18 protein-coding genes, 1 pseudogene and 1 other annotated feature are annotated in these 16,041 nt (G+C 41.5%); of the genes and pseudogenes, 12 read left to right on the top strand and 7 right to left on the bottom strand.

Features of this window, described 5'->3' with window-relative positions; all coding sequences use genetic code 11:
* Nucleotides 1-967 (top strand): annotated as a pseudogene (locus tag FTU92_RS11050) (IS3 family transposase); the annotation flags it as partial.
* Nucleotides 9-125: a sequence feature (AL1L pseudoknot), on the top strand. (Overlaps the previous pseudogene by 117 nt.)
* Nucleotides 968-1,112: 145 nt before the next feature.
* Here the strand turns inward: FTU92_RS11050 and tehB are convergent.
* Nucleotides 1,113-1,979 (bottom strand): SAM-dependent methyltransferase TehB, encoded by an 867-nt coding sequence (tehB, locus tag FTU92_RS11045; RefSeq protein WP_180096257.1) that lies wholly within the window; start codon nucleotides 1,977-1,979, stop codon nucleotides 1,113-1,115.
* 279 nt (nucleotides 1,980-2,258) lie between these two features.
* Between tehB and FTU92_RS11040 the strand changes: the two genes are divergently transcribed.
* The 6 genes from FTU92_RS11040 to FTU92_RS11015 all read left to right on the top strand — a co-directional run bounded on the left by FTU92_RS11040 (nucleotide 2,259) and on the right by FTU92_RS11015 (nucleotide 6,675).
* Nucleotides 2,259-2,885, top strand: coding sequence for a 2'-5' RNA ligase family protein (locus tag FTU92_RS11040; protein ID WP_096901204.1), 627 nt, complete (start codon nucleotides 2,259-2,261; stop codon nucleotides 2,883-2,885).
* On the top strand, nucleotides 2,882-3,403 hold the full coding sequence (cobU, locus tag FTU92_RS11035) for a bifunctional adenosylcobinamide kinase/adenosylcobinamide-phosphate guanylyltransferase (RefSeq protein ID WP_096901203.1): 522 nt from the start codon (nucleotides 2,882-2,884) through the stop codon (nucleotides 3,401-3,403). Before FTU92_RS11040 ends, cobU begins: the two co-directional genes overlap by 4 nt.
* A complete protein-coding gene (cobT, locus tag FTU92_RS11030; RefSeq protein WP_004976913.1) occupies nucleotides 3,400-4,458 on the top strand; it encodes a nicotinate-nucleotide--dimethylbenzimidazole phosphoribosyltransferase in 1,059 nt (352 codons plus the stop codon). Before cobU ends, cobT begins: the two co-directional genes overlap by 4 nt.
* Nucleotides 4,455-5,060 carry a histidine phosphatase family protein gene (locus FTU92_RS11025; RefSeq protein ID WP_180061178.1) on the top strand — a complete coding sequence of 202 codons (606 nt, stop codon included), beginning with the start codon at nucleotides 4,455-4,457 and terminating at the stop codon, nucleotides 5,058-5,060. Before cobT ends, FTU92_RS11025 begins: the two co-directional genes overlap by 4 nt.
* Nucleotides 5,057-5,800 carry an adenosylcobinamide-GDP ribazoletransferase gene (locus tag FTU92_RS11020; protein WP_180061179.1) on the top strand — a complete coding sequence of 248 codons (744 nt, stop codon included), beginning with the start codon at nucleotides 5,057-5,059 and terminating at the stop codon, nucleotides 5,798-5,800. The genes FTU92_RS11025 and FTU92_RS11020 overlap by 4 nt, the downstream gene beginning before the upstream one ends.
* 665 nt (nucleotides 5,801-6,465) lie before the next feature.
* Nucleotides 6,466-6,675: a hypothetical protein gene (locus tag FTU92_RS11015; RefSeq protein WP_004976903.1), complete on the top strand. Its 210-nt coding sequence runs from the start codon at nucleotides 6,466-6,468 to the stop codon at nucleotides 6,673-6,675.
* An 85-nt stretch (nucleotides 6,676-6,760) separates the two neighbouring features.
* Here the strand turns inward: FTU92_RS11015 and bioB are convergent, their stop codons facing one another.
* Both bioB and queG read right to left on the bottom strand, forming a co-directional pair.
* A complete protein-coding gene (gene bioB / locus FTU92_RS11010) occupies nucleotides 6,761-7,753 on the bottom strand; it encodes a biotin synthase BioB (protein ID WP_104851863.1) in 993 nt (330 codons plus the stop codon).
* A gap of 289 nt (nucleotides 7,754-8,042) precedes the next feature.
* Nucleotides 8,043-9,143: a tRNA epoxyqueuosine(34) reductase QueG gene (gene queG, locus FTU92_RS11005; RefSeq protein ID WP_218944567.1), complete on the bottom strand. Its 1,101-nt coding sequence runs from the start codon at nucleotides 9,141-9,143 to the stop codon at nucleotides 8,043-8,045.
* A 21-nt stretch (nucleotides 9,144-9,164) separates the two neighbouring features.
* On the opposite strand from queG, the gene FTU92_RS11000 reads away from it, so the two are divergent.
* Nucleotides 9,165-10,685, top strand: a complete 1,521-nt coding sequence (locus FTU92_RS11000; RefSeq protein WP_180096252.1) for an NAD(P)H-hydrate dehydratase — start codon at nucleotides 9,165-9,167, stop codon at nucleotides 10,683-10,685.
* A gap of 24 nt (nucleotides 10,686-10,709) precedes the next feature.
* On the opposite strand, the gene ruvC is transcribed toward FTU92_RS11000, so the two are convergent.
* On the bottom strand, nucleotides 10,710-11,255 hold the full coding sequence (ruvC, locus tag FTU92_RS10995; protein ID WP_004976895.1) for a crossover junction endodeoxyribonuclease RuvC: 546 nt from the start codon (nucleotides 11,253-11,255) through the stop codon (nucleotides 10,710-10,712).
* A gap of 200 nt (nucleotides 11,256-11,455) precedes the next feature.
* Between ruvC and FTU92_RS10990 the strand changes: the two genes are divergently transcribed.
* The 3 genes from FTU92_RS10990 to FTU92_RS10980 all read left to right on the top strand — a co-directional run bounded on the left by FTU92_RS10990 (nucleotide 11,456) and on the right by FTU92_RS10980 (nucleotide 13,388).
* Nucleotides 11,456-11,839 (top strand): YkvA family protein, encoded by a 384-nt coding sequence (locus tag FTU92_RS10990; protein ID WP_178318391.1) that lies wholly within the window; start codon nucleotides 11,456-11,458, stop codon nucleotides 11,837-11,839.
* Between the two features lie 168 nt (nucleotides 11,840-12,007).
* Complete coding sequence (locus FTU92_RS10985; protein WP_004976892.1) at nucleotides 12,008-12,583, top strand: FxsA family protein; 576 nt, start codon at nucleotides 12,008-12,010, stop codon at nucleotides 12,581-12,583.
* 169 nt (nucleotides 12,584-12,752) lie between these two features.
* On the top strand, nucleotides 12,753-13,388 hold the full coding sequence (locus tag FTU92_RS10980) for a LysE family transporter (RefSeq protein WP_096901197.1): 636 nt from the start codon (nucleotides 12,753-12,755) through the stop codon (nucleotides 13,386-13,388).
* Between the two features lie 20 nt (nucleotides 13,389-13,408).
* On the opposite strand, the gene FTU92_RS10975 is transcribed toward FTU92_RS10980, so the two are convergent.
* Nucleotides 13,409-13,618 carry a hypothetical protein gene (locus FTU92_RS10975; RefSeq protein ID WP_004976887.1) on the bottom strand — a complete coding sequence of 70 codons (210 nt, stop codon included), beginning with the start codon at nucleotides 13,616-13,618 and terminating at the stop codon, nucleotides 13,409-13,411.
* A 314-nt stretch (nucleotides 13,619-13,932) separates the two neighbouring features.
* On the opposite strand from FTU92_RS10975, the gene FTU92_RS10970 reads away from it, so the two are divergent.
* The gene (locus FTU92_RS10970; protein ID WP_372238839.1) at nucleotides 13,933-14,163 is read left to right on the top strand and encodes a hypothetical protein; all 231 of its coding nucleotides are present in this window, start codon (nucleotides 13,933-13,935) and stop codon (nucleotides 14,161-14,163) included.
* A gap of 152 nt (nucleotides 14,164-14,315) precedes the next feature.
* Here the strand turns inward: FTU92_RS10970 and FTU92_RS10965 are convergent, their stop codons facing one another.
* Together FTU92_RS10965 and metK are read right to left on the bottom strand one after the other, a co-directional pair.
* The gene (locus FTU92_RS10965) at nucleotides 14,316-14,627 is read right to left on the bottom strand and encodes a monooxygenase (RefSeq protein WP_096901196.1); all 312 of its coding nucleotides are present in this window, start codon (nucleotides 14,625-14,627) and stop codon (nucleotides 14,316-14,318) included.
* A 158-nt stretch (nucleotides 14,628-14,785) separates the two neighbouring features.
* Nucleotides 14,786-15,952 (bottom strand): methionine adenosyltransferase, encoded by a 1,167-nt coding sequence (gene metK / locus FTU92_RS10960; protein ID WP_004976883.1) that lies wholly within the window; start codon nucleotides 15,950-15,952, stop codon nucleotides 14,786-14,788.
* Nucleotides 15,953-16,041: the final 89 nt, after the last annotated feature.

Below are 16,041 nucleotides of genomic sequence, written 5' to 3'. Positions count from 1 at the left end.
AAAGCAGCCGCTTTTTTCGCCCAGGCGGAGCTCGACCGCCCACACAAATAATGGTGGATTTTATCCATAACAATAAAGATCGATATGGTGTTGATGCGATTTGTAGGATTTTACCGATCGCAGCTTCGACCTATTATCGGGCTTTAGATCTCGCTGACAATCCAGAACATCGAGCGAAACGTGCTCTGCATGATTTACATCATGCAGAGCAAATCAAACGTATTTGGAAAGAAAGTTTAGGTCGATATGGTGTGCGTAAGGTCTGGCAACAATTGAAACGTGAAGGTTATGTTATCGCACGTTGTACAGTTGCTCGATTGATGCAGAAGCTAGGTATACAAGGTGTTTGGCGTGGTAAGAATAAACAAACCACCCGTAGCCGAGATGATCAAAAACGAGCAGATGACTTAGTAAAACGCAATTTTAATGCAGATCATCCTGACCCTTGCGAAGCAGTGCTTCTCAGGTCGCTGACTTCACGTATATTCAAACTCATTCAGGCTGGGTCTATACCGCCTTTATTATTGATGTGTTCTCGCGAGCAATTGTTGGATGGAAAGTATCAACACGTATGAATACAGATATGGTGCTCGATGCACTGGAGCAAGCATTGCACGATCGAGGCATGCCAAAGAACGTGATTCATCATAGTGACAGAGGCGTGCAATATCTTTCCATTCGTTATACCAATCGTTTAGAAGCAGCAAATTTACGAGCATCAGTCGGTACGACCGGTGATTCATACGATAATGCTTTGGCTGAAACGGTGAATGGCTTATACAAAACAGAGGTGATTGAATATTTAAAAGCAGATTGGCAAGGTTTAGCAGATGTACAACTTGCGACACTAAACTGGGTAGATTGGTTCAATAAAAAGCGTGTACACAGTGCACTGGGTTATGTATCGCCTTTTGAGTTTGAAGCAATGTACTATGATAAGATTAACCCGTTAGGTCAGGTGGCCTAACTTAAATAAAAAAGTCTCCGACAAACCTGGTACGGTTCAGTGTACTAATCCTAAGTGGTTTTTTATTTTAAGCTTTATGTAAGCAATTGAAATGTAGTCTGTGAGCAGCTCAAAAGCTTATTCATTTAAGATTCCACTTGCACATCTACTTTTTCCTCGCCAACAACGTCGCAAAACGCTGTTTAATGCGATTGCCATCTGCATCTGTGCGGTGCAACTCACCGACATTTTCATTGTATTTCACAATATCCCAATCAGCATAATATGCACTTAACTCACCCGCTTTAAAACTAAAAGGGAAGTCTTGTTGCACGGGGTAATCTTCAGTATCCATCGCGCAAATAATTAAGTTAAAGCCTTGTGGTTTGGTCGCTTGCTGCATGTGCTGAATAAGCGTAGGAATGGTTTCAGGCGCCAAAAACATCATCACCACTGTACAGTTAATGAAGTCATATTCCTCCGTAATTGTGGCATCCTGATTTAAATCCCGCACAGTAGTTTGAATAGATGAAATCTGTTCTGTAGCAATAATTTCATTTAATTTTTGGATACTACTCGGATTCACATCCCAAGCATCCACCTGAAAACCGTTTTGGCTCAAATACAGCGCATTTCGGCCTGTACCACAGCCAACATCCAAAGCTTTACCCACGGTTAACTGTGGAAGTGCCATTAAAATTTCAGAATGTGTTGGGCTTAATTTATATTTTTTAACAAAATAATCTTGAGGCAAACAATAAAAACTAAGCTGGCACTCAATATCATCACTGGCAGATACAATTTTATGCCACGCTTGCGGTTCAATAAATGGTGGTTGATTTTCCACGGAAAAAATATGCTCAGATTGTACTTCACCAGATTCATGCAGCATCGAAAAATGCAATTCGCCTTTTAAAATAGTCAACTTCGCCCATGTGCCGACTTGGGTATTGTGTTGTTTTTTAAACCCTTGTGGAATTGAGTCATGATTCCAAATAGGAAGTTGTTTATAACAGATCAATTCTTGTTGCATCATAAACTCCAGTTATACCGATTCTGATGGGGTAAAGCTTCACAGTAATGTAGTGTCTTGTGTAGATTAGAAAATATCATCTTCATTTCAGCATAACATTGCAGACCTGTTTCAGCCATCTTCTGAATTTTATCCATCTCATTAAAATCAAAATTATTTAAATGATGTAGATGGTTAAAATACCAAACTGAAAAATATTCACCTCAAATTGCATGATTTTCATGTCTATTCAGTTGTGAATGTTTTACCATAAGCTGTTTTAATTCATTGAATTATCCCGTGTTTATTCAAGCCAATCAGTACGTTATTCCAACACAGCAGCATGATTATCCTGAATGGCATCGTGGGCGTGAGCGTTATGTGCTTTGGTATTTAGCTGTTCAACATCCAGCTTTAGAATGTTATTTACAACAATTAAAACAGCAATTTTCAGATGTATTATTTCGCCCAAACACTCGCCAGTTTCATATCACCTTATATATTTGTGGGTTTTATGCAGCAAAAAAGCATTGGGAAGATGACTTTCTCGAGTCACAATTTCAACAACAAGTTCAAGCCTTACAGCAGTTGCAACTAGAGCCTTTTCAACTGAAAGTGGGCGGCATCAATAGTTTTGATAGTGCTTTATTTGTAGAAGTGCAAGATCAATCACAGCAACTGGCGCGTATACGTCAGGCACTTAGCGTAGGCGGGGCTGAAATCGCAGCTTTACAGTATCATCCACATATTACTTTGGGTTTATATCAAACAGCGTGTTCAACCAATTTGATTTTGCAGCGTATTCAAAATCTCCCCGTGCAATATTTCGATTTAGATATCCATCATTTAAATTTTGGTTATTATCAGGCACACACTTTACAAGGTCAGCTATTTAGCACGCATCAATTTCCTTTGGAGCACATGTGATTCAACTTATTTTGGGCGGTGCGCGTTCGGGTAAAAGCCGTATGGCTGAGCAAACCGCGCAGCAACTTGGCAAATCCGTCATTTATGTAGCAACTGCACAAGCGGGCGATGCAGAAATGCAGGCGCGGATTCAGCATCATCAACAACAGCGTCCGCAGACTTGGCAATTGTGCGAAGAGCCTTTGTATTTGGCGGAGCAGTTAAAGATGCTGGATCATCCGAATGCTGTGATTTTAGTAGATTGTCTGACCTTGTGGATGAGTAATTTGTTGATGCAATCTGCAGAAAGCTTTGCCGAACAACAAATTTCAGCATTGCTCGAAGTTTTACCTCAGTTGCAAGCCGATATTATTTTAGTGAGCAATGAAACAGGTTTGGGCGTTGTACCGATGGGCGAAATAACCCGAAAATTTGTCGATGAAACAGGGCGATTACATCAGCAATTGGGACAAATTGCAGACAAAGTGCAGTTCTGTGTCGCAGGTTTTCCAATGCTTTTAAAAGGAGAGAAGAAATGACTTGGTGGTTTGCAGCGTGTCAAAAGCCAAATGAACAGATGAAACAACAGGCAATTGCACGACAACTTCAATTGACCAAACCAACAGGTTCATTGGCAGCATTGGAAAATATTGCGATTCAACTGGCGGCTTTGCAAGGAACAACGCAGCCGAATATTGAACGTCCGTGGATATGTATTTTCGCAGGCGATCATGGCGTGATGGAAGAAAATATTTCCGCCTATCCCCAAGCCGTGACTCGGCAAATGCTACAAAATTTTGCCACAGGTGGGGCATGTATCAGCGTCATCGCCCGACAATATCAGGCGCATTTACAAGTGGTGGATTGCGGCTCGGTCGGGGAAGCGTATGAATATGCAGGAGTAGAGCGGCATTGTATTCGTGCAGGCACAGCGAATTTTGCTAAAACCCGCGCCATGACTGAACAAGCGTGTGCAGATGCGATGGCACTTGGACGTCAAAGTGTGGAAGATGCCATCGCACAGCAGGCCTCGATTTATGTCGCAGGTGAAATGGGTATTGGAAATACCTGTTCGGCATCAGCCTTGTCTTGCTTTTTATTACAAGAACCTGCTGAAGCCTTGACTGGCATAGGCACAGGAATTGACACTGCACAATTGCAACATAAAAAACAGGTGATTGATGCTGCTTTAGCTCTACATCAGAACTATGTGCAAGATGATGCTTTTAAAGCCTTATGTGCAGTTGGTGGATTGGAGGTCGCTGCAATGGTGGGCGCGTATATTCGCTGTGCGCAGTTGGGCTTGCCGATGGTGGTGGATGGTTTTATCAGCAGTGCTGCTGCATTAGTTGCAGTGCGTTTAAATCCTCAAGTCCGAGAATGGATGTTGTTTGGGCATCAATCGGCTGAATATGGACATCGTCGCTTATTAGAAGCATTAGGTGCACAAGCCTTGCTGCATCTAAATTTACGCTTAGGTGAGGGCAGCGGTGCGGGCGCGGCATTGGGCATTATCCAACTGGCCTGTGCCTTGCATAATCAAATGGCGACTTTTGCCGAAGCTGCGGTTATTGGTGAGAAAGTATCTTTATGATCATGCTAGACCTATTAAGACATGGCGAAACAGAATTGGGTCATACTTTGCGTGGCTCAACCGATGATGCTTTGACTTTAAAAGGTTGGCAAGACATGCAGCAGACTTTAAACACGGCAATAGCTACAGGGCAACGATGGGATATCGTAGCGAGTTCGCCTTTACAGCGTTGTGTGCAGATTGCTCAGACTTTTGCGCTGGAACAGCAATTGCCACTGTATATTGATGCACAATTTCAGGAAATGCATTTTGGTGCATGGGAAGCTATTTCCACCCAAACTTTGTATGAACAATACCCTGAAGATTTAGCTAAATTTTGGATGACACCAACCCAGTTTTGTCCACCACAAGCAGAATCTTTGCCAAATTTTCAGCAGCGCGTTTTGCAGGGTCTGTCTGATCTAAACCAATATATACAACAACTTGAGCAACAACCTAAACGTGTGTTATTGGTTACGCATGGCGGGGTAATTAAATTACTCAAAGTGATGGCGCAGAAACAACCTTTAGACGATATTTTAAAAATGTCTGCAGCGTTGGGGCAATTGAGTTCATTCCAGTTACATCCTAATGGCAAGATTTACATGCAGGGGCAAACATGACACCTTTTTGGATTGCCTTGCAATTTCTGAGCACGTTTCCTGTTTCTTTAAAACAGATACCAACTGCAGTGCAAAATGCGCAATCACTGTTGTTTTATCCGCTCGTTGGCTTATTAATCGGGGCTGTGTTGTGGGGAATGGCGCATCTATTGCAATTCCTGCCTTTGGTGCTCAGTAGCAGCTTAATTTTAGTACTCTGGATTTGGCTGACAGGTGGTTTACATTTAGATGGATTGGCGGATACTGCCGATGCATGGGTCGGTGGTTTTGGCGATTCTGAACGTAGCTTAAGCATCATGAAAGACCCAAGCAGTGGCCCGGTTGGAGTGTTGAGCTTACTGATCTGCTGCTTATTAAAATGGTCTGCGCTATATGTACTGCTTGAACAACAGTATTTTGCCTTTTTGCTGTTTGTACCCGTATTGGGACGGTTAAGTGCTTTGATTTTATTTTTAAGCACGCCTTATTTACGTGCCAATGGTTTAGGAACTTCTATTCAGGAGTATTTACCTAAAACAGGCACAAAAATTGTGATCGCATTGACCTTGCTTGCAGGAGTGCTTTGGGGATGGGTGGGTTTGGTGACCGTTCTGACTTTTATCCTTAGCACCTTGTATTTGCGATATAAATTTATGCAGCGTTTAGGTGGAATTACGGGCGATACCGTTGGTGCGAGTATTGAAATAACAGAAAGCATGATGTTATTGGCTATTGCGATTCTTTGGTTTTTAATAAATTAGCTTTTGAGCAGTTTTTCTTGTTTCAAGTGCGCTGAAAATTGAAATAATATAAGCGAATGAATTTACAGCTATTTATGCACTCAATTTCAGCAAGTATGCAGATGAATTTGTCATTTGTCGGAAAGTTCCTAAATTAGATTTGCTATTTTTTTTAAATATGATAATAGTAGTTTATGTCAATCAGCCTTGATGGCATTTGTATCTCAGGATGAGATCACAAACGTGATGTATAAAAATCAAAAGGAATGTCATTTATGATCAAACTGTTAAAGCAAATTTTCTGTATCCATATTTATGAATATGACGCAATGGAAGAAATCGGGGCGCATTTAGAGTGTCGTAAGTGTGGGGATTCTAAGACACAATAATGTTAAGTATTGAATCTGTATTAAAACCAAGTGAGTCTTTATGACTCACTTTTTTATTTTAGGCTAATAGCCTGAATATTTTGCTTAGTCTTGCCTGCATGTATAGATTAGACTGCACTTATCCATCTTCAAAACTACATATATCATTCCCACCTCTTTTGGTGGGGAGACTTCTCATGCTGTACGAAGTTTGATTTATACAAGTGCACAATTAAATTTTCTATCCTCCGCACACTTTATCCCACAAGGTATTCCGCTTAAAATCCAGTACCTAGAAATATTGAACTGACCGTATTTATGGCTAAAAACTTTCAAGAAAAAACGTATATTGTAGATGACAATCTAGCAGATACTTTGACGTGGTTGCTGCATCATCAGGACTGTTATGATCGGTTTTATTATGATGCGATTCAGCAACAACTGACGGTAGAACATGCCAACGGGGTAGATATTATTAAAACAGGGCAGTATTTAAATGCCAGTTACGGAATTTTAATCACCTCTTAAAAGCATTGCCGCATAAACTTATTTTGCTGCATAAAAAACAAAGTCCCTTTGCGGGACTTTGTACATTTGGATGGATGCTAAAACTTTAAGCCATTGCCATCGCATCTACCGACAATTCAGAAACCGTTGGTTTAGCACGTTCAGGCACTAAGCCTAACTTTTGGAACAATTGTTTGTCTTTGCCTTCGCCTGCGTTTGGTGTGGTTAAAAGCTTTTCACCTGAGAATAACGAGTTCGCACCTGCCATAAATGCCAACGCCTGATCTGAATCGGATAACGATTCACGCCCTGCAGATAAACGAATATAGCTGTTTGGCATGATAATACGTGCAACTGCAATAGTACGAATCCACTCAATCACATCCAGTTTTTCTACTTCAGCCAATGGTGTACCTTCAATCGGAACTAACATATTGATCGGCACAGATTCAGGATGTAACGGTAAAGTCGCTAATTCATGTAATAAACCAATACGGTCTTGGGTATCTTCACCTAAACCGACAATACCGCCACTACATACTTTCATACCTGTTTGACGCACAATATCCAAAGTGTTTAAGCGATCATCAAAACTGCGGGTACTAATCACATTAGGATAATACTCACGCGAGGTGTCTAGGTTGTGGTTGTAATAATCTAAGCCTGCATCTTTTAAACGTTCTGCCTGAGATTGGTTTAACATCCCCAAAGTCATGCAAGTTTCTAAGCCGAGTGCTTTGACTTCACGCACCATTTCTAAAACATACGGCATATCGCGTTCATGCGGATTACGCCATGCTGCGCCCATACAAAAACGTGAAGAACCTGATGCTAAAGCTTCTTTAGCCTCTTGAATGACTTTATCAACCGCAATGCGTTTTTCAGCTTCAAGCTGTGAATCATAATGCGCAGACTGCGAGCAATATTTGCAGTCCTCAGGGCATTTACCTGTTTTAATCGACAATAAGGTACTGACTTGTACAGTATTGGCAGCAAAATGTTGGCGATGCACACGCTGTGCTTCAAAGACTAAATCCAGAAAAGGCTGTTCATATAACTGCTGAATTTCTTCTCGAGTCCAATCATTGCGTACTGACATAAGTAAAAGTCCATCATCCCTATTATTCATAGTCTGTATCATACACAAATAGTTTGAATCAGAAAGGCATAATCTCCCAATTTCGTGGCAAATATTCGACAGAATAGAATTAAAATCATGCAGTCTATTTAGTTGCAAACTTAAGCAATTTTTCTGATATTTCGCTGCAAAATTAAATTTTATGGATTATTATTTTTGCGATGAATTGGTTGCTAAAATTTAGTTATTTGCATAAATTGGCAAGAAAACTGCACTTAAAATATCGCACTATTTTGGTGGTAGTTTTTGTTTAAATTTTAGGCTGTTTAAGCAATTGTTCCTGAATGGCCCAATCCATATGGATTTGCACAATCTCATCATGCTGTGTTCGCGTTTGCTGCAAAATTTGTAAAATTTGTGCTGAAAAAGGGGCATTACCAAGCCCGATGGCAATATTACGCATAAAACTTTGATAGCCTGTACGTCGCAATGGACTACCTTCAGTTTTGGCTAAAAACGTGCTTTCATCCCATTGCCATAAATCTAGCAAGCTGATCTGATCTAAGGCATGTCGAGGATGAAAATCATCCACCGTGGTGACTTGGGCAAAGCTATTCCACGGGCAAATCAGTTGGCAATCATCACAACCAAACACACGATTACCAATGCCACGGCGTAATTCTTCAGGAATCACACCTTGATATTCAATGGTTAAATAAGCGATACATTTACGCGCATCCAACATATAAGGTTCAACAATGGCCTGTGTTGGGCAAATGTCGATGCAGGCTGTGCAAGAACCGCAATGCGGAGTTGCAGGTGCATCAAAAGGCAAATCTAGTGAAGTAAACAACTCGCCCAATACAAAAAAAGATCCAGATTTTTTATGAATCAGTAAGGTATGTTTACCTGTCCAACCCATACCAGCACTTTCTGCCAGTGACTTTTCAAAAATCGGGGCTGAGTCCGCAAAGGGGCGTGATTCAAAATTCCCCACTTTTTCACGAATACGGGTGGCAAGAGTTTTTAGGCGTCCGCGCATGACTTTGTGATAATCGCGCCCACGTGCATAACGGGCAATAATTGCAGAGTTAGGTGCATCGGGAATGTGTCGTGGACGTGGTGTTTCCACCAAATAATTCATCCGCACACAAATAATACTTTTTGTATTCGGGACTAATAGTGTGGGATTGGCGCGCTTGTCTAAATTTTCTTCTAGAAACTTCATATCGCCATGATAGCCACGTTTTAAATATTCCTGAAAACGTGCTAATTCTGCTTGAGCATCTGGTTTGGCAATGACACAATCAGCAAAACCAAGCGCCAAAGCTTGAGCTTTAATCCACGCTTTCAAGGCGGCTGGATCGTCTTGATGCAGAGAAATATGTGCTGAAGTGGTGGATGTTGCCATAACAAAATAGAAGGGAAGAAAATGCCGCAGCAAGTGTACCATAGCCCTGTTTATCATAGTCAAAGTATTCAAGCGTGGGAGCAGCGCTGGTTTGCCCGTCAAAATAGTTCTTACGGTTTAATGCAGCAAGTGGCGTGGACACTGCATTTACAAATTCGCAAAATTTTTGCAAAACAGCCATCTACAATACAAAAAATTGCTGTGTGTTGTGGACAAGGCAATAACGCAGGCGATGGCTATTTAACTGCAAAATATTTAAAACAAGCAGGTTTTCAAGTCGATATTTATGCCGCAACACGCGGTTCATCGGCAGATTTACATCAGGCTTTTTTAGAAGCTCAGACAGAACAAGTCAATATAATTCAAGGTTTTGCATTTCAACAAAGTTATGACTGCTATATTGATGCATTATTTGGTATTGGTTTAGATCGTCCTTTAAATGATGAGTGGCAGTCGCTTATTCACGCAATGAATCAACAAGCGGGTTTAAAAATTGCGGTTGATATTCCAAGCGGTTTAAATGCCAACACGGGGCAGCCATTGCCATGTGCAATTAAAGCCGATTACACCTTTACAGCTTTGGGTTTGAAAGCAGGGTTATTTACAGGGCAGGCACAGGAATATACTGGACTGGTCGATGTGCTGGATTTGATTCCAGCCGATGCAGAACTCAAAGCGTTGGCCCAACTCACACCACATTTGATTCAATTACCCGCACGGCAGGCTTTTGGACACAAAGGCAGTTATGGGCATGTGTTGATTGTGGGCGGACATGCGCAAATGGGTGGTGCGGTGATGATGGCTGCAGAAGCCGCATCAAGCGCAGGTGCAGGGAAAGTGACTGTGGTCTGTCATGCCAAACATCATGTGGCGATATTAAGCCGTGCGCCGAATTTAATGTTGCGGGATATAGACGCACTGACAGGCGCAGAAATTCAGCACTTAATTTCACAGATCGATGCCGTGAGTTTAGGGATGGGACTAGGACGAGATGCTTGGGCAGAACAGCATTATGCAGACTGGTTTGCCGCACTAAATCAGTCCGAGGTAGAAGTAGTTTACGATGCCGATGCCTTGTGGTTTTTGGCGAAACAAGCGCATTCATCGCATCATCCAGCCCAACTAAAACCGAACAGTTATGCCACACCACATTCAGGTGAGGCTGCGACCTTACTGAATACGACGGTTGCAGCCATTGAAGCAGACCGTATTGCCGCGATTCAGCAATTGCAGCAACGCTATGCAGGCGATTGGGTGTTAAAAGGTTCAGGTAGTTTGACTTTGCAAGCTGCATCTACAGAACCGCAAGCAAGTTCATTGTGGATTTGTACCGCAGGCAATCCTGGTATGGGTACAGGTGGTATGGGCGATGTGTTGGCAGGCATGATTGCCAGTTTAAAAGCCCAGTTTCATCATAAAATTCAATTGCATGAAATTGTCATGTTACATGCCTTGGCGGGGGATGTATTGGCACAGCAGGGCATGCGCGGTTTACAGGCACAGCACATGAGCCAAGCGATTTATCAGGTTGTGAATCGGTAAAATATAAGCGATGGCGATGCTGATTTAGCGACGTCTGGAGCTTGAGCGACTGCGCCCGCGAGCCATACCGCCCAAGGCATTGAGCACAGCCAATTTGGTCATGCTGCCTGATGCATGAGCATGGCAAATTGCAGCAGCCAAAGCATCGGCAGCATCTTGTTGTGGTTTAATGGATAGATTTAATAGTTTCATGACCATCATTTGTACTTGTTCTTTATCGGCAGCGCCATAACCCACGACAGATTGTTTAATTTGACGGGCGGTATATTCCGCCACTTGTAAATCTAAATTCACCAAAGCGGCAATCGCTGCACCACGAGCCTGTCCCAATTTCAAGGCAGAGTCTGGGTTTTGCGCCATAAACACTTGTTCAACTGCAGCTTCAGTCGGGCCGTGAAATTTCACAATCCGTTCAATCCCTGCAAAAATCCGTTTTAAGCGTTCAGGCATTTCACTGGTTTCGGTGCGAATGGTTCCTGCATCTACAAAACGTAATTTAGCGCCATCACGTTCAATAATGCCGTAGCCCGTTAGACGAGAACCAGGGTCGATTCCAATAATAAGTGACATGCCAAGCCTTAAAAAATTACATCAAGTTGAATTATAGGAGTTTAAATCTCTTTTGTGTGGAGTAATTTCAAAACATTCGGTCAGTAAGCTGCTGTTTAAACCATTGGAATGTATCCCACGCCACATTTTCAATTTTGGACTTCATTTTATTTTAAGTTTTGAGGTGTATATTTTATATACGGTAGCAAATGAGAGTGGCAATGAAGTGGATTGATAGGCTAAAACAGTGGGCGAAGCAAATTAAACGAAATGTTTATGCGGTTTGGTTTGTCGCACGTGATCCTGAAACACCGTTTATGGCAAAGCTTTTGGCATTGTTGGTCGCTGCTTATGCCATTTCTCCCATTGATTTAATTCCAGACTTTATACCTGTTTTGGGTTATTTAGATGACCTGATTTTAGTGCCATTGGGCATCATGTTGGTATTGCGTTTAGTACCTGCTGAAGTAATGCAGCGTTGTCGCTTACAAGCCGATGCGATCAGTCAAAAACCGAGCAGTTATATTGCAGCATCAGTTTTTATTGCGTTGTGGTTATTATTGGCTTATGCCGCATATTTTTATCTTTATCGTTTAAATATATAGACGTATTAAGTCTGTTATTGGGTGATGATGAAAATATTAATGACAGACTTAACCTTTAAAAATACAATAATGCCCATATTGAAACAACAGCGAATCAAAAAAGCTTGATCCCGATGAAGCACTTGGTTACTGCATTTTATTTATTTTGTTGAGATTAGATTAATTTTCATGAAATTATTTCTTATTGTTCTAATTGGCTTAGTTCTTGAAGTCTTCGTCTGGATTGGTGTGGGCGACCTAGTGGGGAGCATGTGGTACGTGTTCTTTTGGTTTGTCGCTGCTTTCTTCATTGGTTTGAACCTGATTCGTAAATATTCTGCAGGCGTGATGCCACAAATGCAGCAAATGCAAATGGGGCAGATGAGTGCCGATCCTGCGCTGAGTAATAATTTACCTAAAATTTTTGCGGGTTTTTTATTGATGATTCCAGGATTAATCAGCGATGTTTTGGCATTGCTGGTGATGATTCCTGCCGTACAAAATGCCTTTAAAGCGGCAATGATGAAAGCCATGATGAAACGTCAGCAAGCCATGATGGATCAAATGATGGGTGGCATGATGGGCGATATGAATGGCATGGGCGGAGCAGGTCAAAACCCGTTTGCAGATTTAATGCGCCAAATGCAAGACATGCAAAATCAGCAGGGCGGTGGTCGTGATTCCAGTATTATTGATGGTGAAGCACGTGAAATTACCCCCGATGCGAAAAAAATTGAAATGAAAGATGTCAATCCACCTAAATAATATGGGTGATGCTTGAGATCAAACCGAATCGTGCTGATTCGGTTTTTTTATGGGTATTTTTTGGTGAATATGCACGTGAGTGTTTAAACATTGAGGTGTGCATTTAAAGCCTTATTTATTCTCCTACCGCACAAGGTATAATCGGATTTTCAATTCTCCTGATGTATTTATGTCTTTGTTATTCACCATTTGTGCGCTGCATTTTGTGGCACAGCTTAGTCCAGGACCAGATGTTTTATTAATTGCCAAAAGTGCAGCCAGCAATACCCGCCGTAATACCTTGCAGATTATTGCGGGTATTTCATCAGGGATTGTGGTGTGGGTGGTGCTGACCTTATTAGGTTTTACGGTTTTGGTGCAGCAATTTCCTTGGATTCAGCAAGTCTTAATGCTGATTGGCGGTTTATTTCTTGCCAAAATGGGATGGGGCATGTTGTCGGGCGGTTGGCATAGTTGGCAGCAGCGCAAACAGTTTGATGATACTCAAGTGCAAATTCCAGCCGCAAAAAACTACTTTTTATTGGGGCTATTCACCAATTTATCTAATCCGAAAACCTTAATTTATTTTAGCAGCGTATTTGCTTTGGCGCTGAGTTCATCGGCAAGTGCATCTTTAAAAGCCCAATTGGCAGTGATTATTCCAATCCAAACTTTTGTGACATTTACATTATTTATGTTGCTACTTTCGACACCAAAAATGAAAAAGTTATATCAGCGTTCAGGCAGTTATATTGATATGGTCTCGGGCGGATTATTTTTATTGTTTGCTGTGTGGTTGTGGTTAGATGCACTACGTATGTTTTAAAACATAAGTTTTAATGTCAATTAATCAGACGCTTTGATGTCGTCAAAAGCCAAGTTTGACGATTTTTTATTCGGAATTTCGGTTTTAGTCGTGTTTTCAGTTTTATCTAAATGATTGGGTTGATAAGTACGGTTTGATCGCAAAGTTGCTTCGGTATTTTCCGAACCTTGATATTTACGGCTACGGTTGGCACGTTCACGCAAGCCGCCTTTTTTAATGAGTTGTACCACTTTAACTTACTCCGTGTAATAAAAAAATATGTACTGAAAGCTAAGTTTGAACCTAAGTTTTAGATGATCGAACATGTAGAATTTTACCACGACATACCTATTTTAGATGGATAAAGTGACTGTTTATTCAAAAATACGATTTGCGCGAATAGCCGAACTTTGACATTCTAATTTACAAGCGATTGTGTCTGCTCAATCATCCAAAGGGTGTAAGCTACAAAGTGTCACAGTTGCTTAAACAAAATTACACTGCATCAGGGTAGATGGTGTAACAATAAAAACAAGAATTACAGTGAAGTAGGAGAATACCTATGCTGTATCATCAGTATCGTTGCGCATGTTGCAATCGGGTGGTGGAATCATCAGAAAAAGAATGTGGTACTTGTGGTTCACACAATATTCGTAGTCCTTATGGTTTCTGGTTATTCTGTATTTTGGCATGCTTGGCAGCAGCCGTTGTGTTTAAAGTCGTGCATGTTTATTTGCAAGATCATCAAGAAGTGCCCGTGCAACAATCGGTGCTTGAGGTGATTCGTACGCAATAAGTGCTGCATCTAAGCTTAACGCTTATTTCGTCTATACAAGATTTCAAAAAATCCTGAATCATTAAATGGCTCAGGATTTTATTCAACTGTTTTTTCAATATTGAAGAGACTCACCATTTTATTCTTCAATATGGATGAGCAATTTAAAAAGATTAGCGACTTAAGAAGTCAGCTTGGTTGATTGCAGACAGTGCAGCATTCACCTCAAAAATCTTGCCACGAATATCCTTCACGCCAAAACTTTCTAAACGTGCAGTGTGCATTTTTAAATAGCGTTCAGCATTGGCCGCATGATCAAACAGATAGATTCCACCTGCTTCCTGTGTTTGACCGTTCTCAGTCCAAATTTTCCAAAGCATGCCAGTTTCTAGGTTAATGCTTTCTGCAAGTTCACGGTACGCTTGGCTCATGCTTTCGCCAAATGGGCCTTCAGAAGGGAAATCGACTTGAAGAATAACCGCCATAATAAACTCCTACATCATTATCTTAGATGAGTATTTAAAAAATCTCAGGAATGATTCACTATAACATATTTGTATTTTGTATATTGTGGTTTGACAGCTAAATTTTAGGCATAAAAAAGCCCACCGAAGTGAGCTTGATAAAACTGAAAAGTTTTACATTACAGACCTGCAGAAGCTTTTAACGCCTCAACTTTGTCGGTTTTTTCCCATGTAAATGCAGTGTCAGAACCTTGACGACCAAAGTGACCATAGGCTGCAGTTTGCTTATACATCGGTTGTAACAGGTTCAACATGTTGGTAATGCCGTATGGACGTAAATCGAAGTGTTCACGTACTAAAGCAATAATCAACTCATCTGCCACTTTTGCAGTGTTGAAGGTGTTGATTGAAATTGATGTTGGCTCTGCAACACCAATAGCATAAGACACCTGAATTTCACATTTGTCTGCCAAGCCAGCTGCCACAATATTTTTGGCAACATAACGGCCTGCGTAAGCAGCAGAACGGTCAACTTTAGATGGGTCTTTACCAGAGAATGCACCACCACCATGACGCGCCATGCCGCCGTAAGTATCGACAATGATTTTACGACCTGTTAAGCCGCAGTCACCTACAGGACCGCCAATCACAAACATACCTGTTGGGTTGATGTGGAATTTGGTGTCTGCATGGAACATTTCTGCAGGAATCACTTTTTTCACAATTTCTTCAATTACCGCTTCTTTAAGCTGAATTTGAGAAATTTCAGGATCATGCTGAGTAGATAACACCACCGCGTCCAAACGTACAGGCACACCATTTTCATAAGCAAAAGTCACCTGACTTTTTGCATCTGGGCGTAACCACGGCAAAGCACCACTGCGACGTAATTCAGCTTGCTTTTCCATTAAGCGGTGTGCGTAAGAAATTGGGGCAGGCATTAATACATCAGTTTCACGGCTGGCGTAACCAAACATCAAACCTTGGTCACCTGCGCCTTGATCTTCAGGCTTTTGACGGTCTACACCTTGTGCAATTTCAGGTGATTGTTTACCAATCATGTTAATGACCGCACAGGTTGAACCATCAAAACCTAAGTCAGAATGATGGTAACCAATGCCATTTACGGTTTGACGAACAACGGCTTCAAAATCGACATTTGCAGTTGTTGTGATTTCACCTGCCAGTACAACCGCACCCGTTTTTACAAGCGTTTCACAAGCAACCCGCGCATAAGGGTCTTCTTTTAAGATTGCATCCAAAATGGCATCACTGATTTGGTCAGCCATTTTATCTGGATGGCCTTCGCTTACAGATTCCGAGGTAAATACAGCGTACTCGCGCATAAGTCCTATCACAGTTAAATTCAAAAGACGCAATATGTTACATCGAGTTAGACTTTAGGACTAGCGCATTACGACTAAATTGGCTGAAT

Source organism: Acinetobacter sp. YH12205, from assembly GCF_013418125.1.
In the GTDB taxonomy this organism is placed as follows: Bacteria; Pseudomonadota; Gammaproteobacteria; order Pseudomonadales; family Moraxellaceae; genus Acinetobacter; species Acinetobacter towneri.
Note: the sequence above shows the minus strand (reverse complement) of the source record. Positions and strands in the feature narration are given on the sequence as shown.

Bases quoted from the DNA above. Each gene is read 5' to 3' on its own strand.
- tehB (WP_180096257.1), bottom strand. From the start codon at position 1,979: ATGCAACAAGAATTGATCTGTTATAAACAACTTCCTATTTGGAATCAT.
- cobT (WP_004976913.1), top strand. From the start codon at position 3,400: ATGACTTGGTGGTTTGCAGCGTGTCAAAAGCCAAATGAACAGATGAAA.
- FTU92_RS11025 (WP_180061178.1), top strand. From the start codon at position 4,455: ATGATCATGCTAGACCTATTAAGACATGGCGAAACAGAATTGGGTCAT.
- FTU92_RS11020 (WP_180061179.1), top strand. From the start codon at position 5,057: ATGACACCTTTTTGGATTGCCTTGCAATTTCTGAGCACGTTTCCTGTT.
- FTU92_RS11015 (WP_004976903.1), top strand. From the start codon at position 6,466: ATGGCTAAAAACTTTCAAGAAAAAACGTATATTGTAGATGACAATCTA.
- bioB (WP_104851863.1), bottom strand. From the start codon at position 7,753: ATGTCAGTACGCAATGATTGGACTCGAGAAGAAATTCAGCAGTTATAT.
- queG (WP_218944567.1), bottom strand. From the start codon at position 9,143: ATGGCAACATCCACCACTTCAGCACATATTTCTCTGCATCAAGACGAT.
- FTU92_RS11000 (WP_180096252.1), top strand. From the start codon at position 9,165: ATGCCGCAGCAAGTGTACCATAGCCCTGTTTATCATAGTCAAAGTATT.
- ruvC (WP_004976895.1), bottom strand. From the start codon at position 11,255: ATGTCACTTATTATTGGAATCGACCCTGGTTCTCGTCTAACGGGCTAC.
- FTU92_RS10990 (WP_178318391.1), top strand. From the start codon at position 11,456: ATGAAGTGGATTGATAGGCTAAAACAGTGGGCGAAGCAAATTAAACGA.
- FTU92_RS10985 (WP_004976892.1), top strand. From the start codon at position 12,008: ATGAAATTATTTCTTATTGTTCTAATTGGCTTAGTTCTTGAAGTCTTC.
- FTU92_RS10980 (WP_096901197.1), top strand. From the start codon at position 12,753: ATGTCTTTGTTATTCACCATTTGTGCGCTGCATTTTGTGGCACAGCTT.
- FTU92_RS10965 (WP_096901196.1), bottom strand. From the start codon at position 14,627: ATGGCGGTTATTCTTCAAGTCGATTTCCCTTCTGAAGGCCCATTTGGC.
- metK (WP_004976883.1), bottom strand. From the start codon at position 15,952: ATGCGCGAGTACGCTGTATTTACCTCGGAATCTGTAAGCGAAGGCCAT.